The sequence below is a fragment of the Microbacterium sp. K41 genome (assembly GCF_004794395.1).
Taxonomy (GTDB): domain Bacteria; phylum Actinomycetota; class Actinomycetes; order Actinomycetales; family Microbacteriaceae; genus Microbacterium; species Microbacterium sufflavum.
In genome coordinates this window covers 1-5,383 of sequence record NZ_SSDO01000229.1, presented here as the reverse complement: position 1 = coordinate 5,383, position 5,383 = coordinate 1, and the positions used below count along the sequence as shown (strand labels likewise).

Below are 5,383 nucleotides of genomic sequence, written 5' to 3'. Positions count from 1 at the left end.
GGGTCGCGGCGGTGCCGTCGGTCTCGCCCGGCGCCGGTGTCACGAGCTCCACGCCGCGGCGGGTCGCCACGTCGCCGGTCAGCTGCAGCGGCTGTCCGGACTTGATGGCCGCCCACAGCTGTTCGGCCGCGGCCTCGTTGGGCACCACGCGGTCGTCGTCGTCGGGGTCGACCACGTTGGGGTACTGCACGAAGACGAAGTCGCTGAACTTCACGTCCTTCAGGGCGAGCGCGAGCTGCGCGAGCCGGAGCGGGTCGTTGAGCGATTCGCTGGGGTCGATGTTGTCGGCCACGGCGTTCGCGATGCGCAGCACCGTCGGCACATCGGTGAGCGTCTCCTCGCTGAGCACCTTCTTCGCGAGGCGCGACATGTACTGCTGCTGGTTGGAGATGCGCGCCAGGTCGCTCTCGTCGCCCACGCCGTGCCTGGTGCGGATGAACTGCAGTGCCTCGACGCCCGACACGGTGCGCATGCCCGCCGGCCAGTCGATGCCCGTGTGCCGGTCGCGGATGCCCTCTCCCGCGATGCACACCTCGACGCCGCCGATCGCGTCGGTCACGGCCATCACGCCGTCGAAGCTGATGGCGGCGGCGAACTCGATCGGGATGTCGCCGAGCGTGCTGACGGTCTTCGCGACGCACGAGAGCCCGGCGTGCTCGAACAGGGAGTTCATGCGCGCCTTCTGCATGGCCGATGCGACGGAGCCGTCGGGCCGGGTGCACTCCGGCACCTCGACGCCGAGGTCGCGGGGGAGCGAGACGACCGTGACGTTGCGGGGCTCGGCCGAGACGTGCACGAGGAGGGTGACGTCGTTGCGGCGGAGTCCGTCGGCCTCTTCGCACCGCTCCGCGAACAGCGCGGTCGCGCGCTCTCCGCACTCGTCCGTCCCGGCGATCAGGATGCTGAAGGACTTGTCGGCGGGGTAGGCGCCGATGGTGGGCGGGTCGACCTCGGGGGCTCCCTCCAGCACCACGGCGTCGTCGCCGATGCGGGCGAACAGGTCGACGATCAGGAACGTGCCGACGCCGATGACGGAGACCAGCACGACGGCGAGGGAGATGCCGAGGAGCCGGAAGACCCGTCCGGCGGTGCTGCGCGTGCGCTGCGGGGCGTGGCGGGCGATGGTCGGGCGATCGGCGTCGTGTCCGCGGCGTGGCATAGGCGCGAGCCTACCGGCGGAGCCCGATGTTACGGGGGTGTGACGATTCTGGGAGGAACTTGCAGGGAATTAGTTAGTCGTGGATACTTTTTCCTATCCCCCGGTCTGCACCCGATGCCTACCTGGACTTTTTCAAAGAGGAGATCCCTTCATGCACAAGCGCATTCTTCCGGCAGTGGCGCTCGGCGCCGCCGCCACGATCGCCCTGGCCGGCTGTGCCGGCGGCAGTGGCGACAACGGCTCGGCCGACGGTGAGGGCAAGGAGCTCACCGTCTGGATCATGAAGGGGACCAACCCCGACGCGACCGCGTTCTACGACAAGGTCTCCGAGGCCTTCGAGGAGGAGACCGGCGCGACCGTCAAGATCGAGGAGATCCAGTGGGCCGACGCCCACGACCGCTTCGTCACCTCGATCGCCGGCGGCACCACCCCCGACATCGCCGAGACCGGCACCACCTGGACCGCCGAGTTCGCCGACGCCGGCGCGCTCCTCCCGATCGACGAGTACGTCGACGGCGAGAAGGGCCTGCGCGACGACCTGGTCGAGGGCCTCTCGGTCGCGGGCACGTACGACGACGAGCTCTACGGCATGCCGTGGTACGCCGGCGTCCGCTCGATCGTCTACCGCACCGATGTCTTCGAGGAGCTCGGGCTCGAGGCTCCGAAGACGTGGGACGACATCGTCACCGCGGGCGAGGCCATCAAGGCCGCCAAGCCCGACATGCTGCCCTTCCCGGTCGCGGGCGACGCCGAGTTCCAGGTCTACCCCTGGGTCTGGGGCGCCGGCGGCGAGATCGCCACGAAGGACGGCGACACCTGGACGAGCGAGCTGGACAGCGCCGAGTCGCAGGCCGGCATCGAGTTCTACACGGGCCTGGCCACCGAGCACGGCTTCTCCTCCGCGGGTGCCACCACCTGGAAGGAGACCGACCTCCGTGACGCGTTCACGCAGGGCAACGTCGCCATGATGCTCTCCGGATCGTGGACCCCGAACGCGCTCGTCGAGGCCAACCCGGAGCTCGAGGGCAAGATCGGCGCCGCGGTCATCCCCGGCCAGGACGGCGGCATCGCCCCGTCCGTGCTCGGCGGCTCGCACCTGTCGATCTTCAACACCACCAAGAACGCCGACCTGGCGTGGGAGTTCGTCAAGCTCATGACCACCGGCAAGTTCGCCGAGCAGTGGTCGGACGAGACCGGCTACTTCCCCGGCGTGCAGTCCGCGATGGAAGAGGCCCTCGCCTCGACCGACCCGCTCGTCGCCCCGTTCGCGGAGCAGATGGTCGACGGCGGCGCGTCCGTCCCGGTCACCCCGAACTTCGGCGCCGTGCAGGCGAAGAAGACGACCAACGCCATGATCCAGGCCATCCTCAGCGGGCAGAAGGACGTCGCGACCGCGACGAAGGACGCCGCTGCGGAGATGACCGAACTGCTCAACCAGTAAGGAACCACTCCTTCCATGTCGATGGTGCAAGCGCCACTGCCGGCCACGAAGGCGGAGTCCACCTCCGCCTCCGTGGCCGGCGGCCGGAAGAAGCGAGGACTCTCGCTCGTCACGGCCCGTCCCTGGCTTCTCCTCGCGCCCGGGCTGATCATCCTCGCGGTGCTCATGCTCTGGCCGCTCGTCCAGGTGTTCATCTACTCGCTGCAGGACTACGGACTGCGCGAGATCAACACCGGCGAGAACAACTGGATCGGCCTGGACAACTACGTCGAGGCGCTCACCAACCCGACCCTGTGGACGGTGGTGCTCCCCAACACGGTCGGCTTCGCGGCCGTCGCGGTGTTCACCACCGTCGCACTCGGGACCCTGGTCGCGCTGCTGCTCGCGCGCCTCGGCACCGTGTGGCGCACCATCGTGTCCAGCTGCATCATGGTCGCGTGGGCGATGCCCGCCGTGACCGGCACCTACGTCTGGACGTTCATCTTCGATGCCGACCGCGGCATCTTCAACTCGGTGCTCCAGGACCTCGGCCTCATCGACGGCCAGGTCAACTGGTTCACCAACCAGTGGTCGTTCTACGCGATCGTGCTGCTCAATGTCGTGCACCACGGCTTCCCGTTCGTGGCGATCACGGTCCTCGCCGGGCTCCTCGGCGTCTCGAAGGAGATGCTGGAGGCCGCGGCCCTCGACGGCGCCGGTGCGTGGCGCCGCTTCTGGAAGATCATCTTCCCCACGCTCAAGCCCGTCTTCTCGGTCGTCATCATCCTGTCGACCATCTGGGACTTCAAGGTCTTCGCGCAGGTCTACCTGATGCCCGGCGGCAGCGGCGGCAACCGCCAGGTGCTGAACCTGGGCGTGTGGTCGTACGTGGAGTCGTTCGGGCAGAACCGCTACGGCTTCGGCGCCGCACTCGCGGTGCTGCTCACCCTCGTCCTGATCGGCATCACGATCGTGTACATCCGGTCGCTCATGAAGGAGGACGAGCTGTGAACCCGCGCCCCCGGCTCCGCTCGCGCATCGGTCTCGGGATCGGCGTCGCCGCCGTCCTGATCTTCACGCTGTTCCCCGTGTACTGGATGGTCTCCAGCGCACTCGACGGCAAGGCCTCCAGCGGTGGGCAGTCGCTCCTGCCGCAGGAGTTCACGTTCGACAACTTCGCGTTCGTGCTCACCGAGGGCGGCTTCGGCACCTACCTGCGCAACTCCGCCATCGTCGCGCTCGTCACGGTGCTCGTCAGCGCGCTGGTGTGCCTGCTCGCGGCGGTCGCCGTCGCGCGCTTCCGCTTCAAGTTCCGCACCACGATCCTCATGATGATCCTCGTCGTGCAGATGGTGCCGCTCGAGGCGCTCGTGATCCCGCTGTTCCTCCAGGTGAAGAGCCTCGGCCTGCTCAACAGCATCATCGGTCTGATGGTGGTGTACGTGGCGCTGTCGCTCGCGTTCGGCATCTGGATGCTGCGCGGCTTCGTCGCCGCCGTGCCCGTCGAGCTGGAGGAGGCCGCGTACATCGACGGCGCCAGCTGGTGGCGAATGTTCCGCTCGGTGCTGCTGCCGCTGGTGATGCCGGGTCTCGTCGCGACCAGCATCTTCAGCTTCATCACCGCCTGGAACGAGTTCATCTTCGCGATGACGATCCTCGGTGCCCAGACCGACCAGTACACGGTGTCGATCGGCCTCAAGTCGTTCTTCGGCCTCTACTCCAACGACTGGGGCAGCATCATGGCCGCATCGACCATCATCACCGTGCCGGTCATGATCTTCTTCGTGATCGTGCAGCGTCGGCTCTCCGCCGGCATGGTCGCCGGGGCGGTGAAGGGATGACCGACGAACTGGAGCGCCTGGCGAACGGCGTGCTGTGGCCGGGCTTCCTCGGTACGGAGGCGCCCGCGTGGCTTCTCGATGAGCTGCGCGATGGACTGGCCGGTGTCGTGTACTTCGGGCAGAACGTCGGAGAGGGGCTGCCGGCGCTGAGCGCCCAGATCCTCGACGCGAACCCCGCGGCGCTGATCGGCGTCGACGAGGAGGGCGGCAGCGTCACGCGCCTGGAGTCGGCCACCGGCTCCACGCTCCCCGGCGCGGCGCAGCTCGGCACGCTCGACGATCTCGTCGCCTCGGAGCGCACCGGTGCGGAGCTCGCCCGCCGCGTGCGGGCGGTGGGCGGCAACGTCGTGCTCGGCCCGGTCGCCGACGTCAACACCGATCATCGCAACCCGGTCATCGGCGTGCGGTCCTTCGGCGCGGACACGGAGCTCGTGTCGCGCCACGCGGTCGCGATGCTCGACGGCATCCAGGACGGCGGGGCGGCGGCGTGCGTGAAGCACTTCCCGGGTCACGGCGACACTCACGTCGACTCGCACCATGCGCTGCCCCGGATCGACCTCGACCTCGACGAGTACGAGCGCGAGCACCTGGAGCCGTTCCGTGCCGCGGTGGAGGCGGGCGTCGACGCCGTCATGACCGCGCACATCGTGGTTCCCGGGTGGGGCGACGCTCCGGCGACCCTCAACCCGCGCGTGCTCGGCATCCTGCGCGACTGGGGCTTCGACGGCGTGATCATCACCGACGCGCTCGACATGGCCGCGATCCGCGAGACCGTCGGGCTCGGCGGCGGCGCGGCACGTGCCCTCGCCGCCGGCGTCGACCTGCTGTGCATCGGCAATCCGACCAACCCCGGCGAGGCGGCGCTGCCCGACCAGGATCTGCGCGACTTCCGTGCTGCGCGCGACGGGATCGTGGCTGCGCTGCGCGACGGCTCGCTGTCGCGCGAGCGCGTGGAGGAGGCCG

Annotated in this window: 5 protein-coding genes; 4 read left to right on the top strand and 1 reads right to left on the bottom strand. The window is 68.9% G+C overall.

Features of this window, described 5'->3' with window-relative positions; all coding sequences use genetic code 11:
- A partial coding sequence (locus tag DW309_RS06370; protein WP_136044883.1) for an LCP family protein occupies nucleotides 1-1,159 on the bottom strand: 1,159 nt, incomplete at its 3' end.
- A 151-nt stretch (nucleotides 1,160-1,310) separates the two neighbouring features.
- Between DW309_RS06370 and DW309_RS06365 the strand changes: the two genes are divergently transcribed.
- From DW309_RS06365 to DW309_RS06350, 4 genes are all read left to right on the top strand, one after another.
- Nucleotides 1,311-2,600 (top strand): sugar ABC transporter substrate-binding protein, encoded by a 1,290-nt coding sequence (locus tag DW309_RS06365; RefSeq protein WP_136032286.1) that lies wholly within the window; start codon nucleotides 1,311-1,313, stop codon nucleotides 2,598-2,600.
- 15 nt (nucleotides 2,601-2,615) lie between these two features.
- Nucleotides 2,616-3,590 (top strand): carbohydrate ABC transporter permease, encoded by a 975-nt coding sequence (locus tag DW309_RS06360; RefSeq protein ID WP_136032289.1) that lies wholly within the window; start codon nucleotides 2,616-2,618, stop codon nucleotides 3,588-3,590.
- Entirely contained in the window at nucleotides 3,587-4,420 is an 834-nt protein-coding gene (locus DW309_RS06355) for a carbohydrate ABC transporter permease (RefSeq protein WP_136032291.1), read from the top strand. The genes DW309_RS06360 and DW309_RS06355 overlap by 4 nt, the downstream gene beginning before the upstream one ends.
- The coding region (locus DW309_RS06350; protein WP_275090151.1) for a glycoside hydrolase family 3 protein at nucleotides 4,417-5,383 on the top strand (967 nt) is incomplete at its 3' end. The genes DW309_RS06355 and DW309_RS06350, both read left to right, overlap by 4 nt.

What these genes read in the sequence shown, in the direction of transcription:
- DW309_RS06365 (WP_136032286.1), top strand. Translation starts at nt 1,311, where the DNA reads ATGCACAAGCGCATTCTTCCGGCAGTGGCGCTCGGCGCCGCCGCCACG.
- DW309_RS06360 (WP_136032289.1), top strand. Translation starts at nt 2,616, where the DNA reads ATGTCGATGGTGCAAGCGCCACTGCCGGCCACGAAGGCGGAGTCCACC.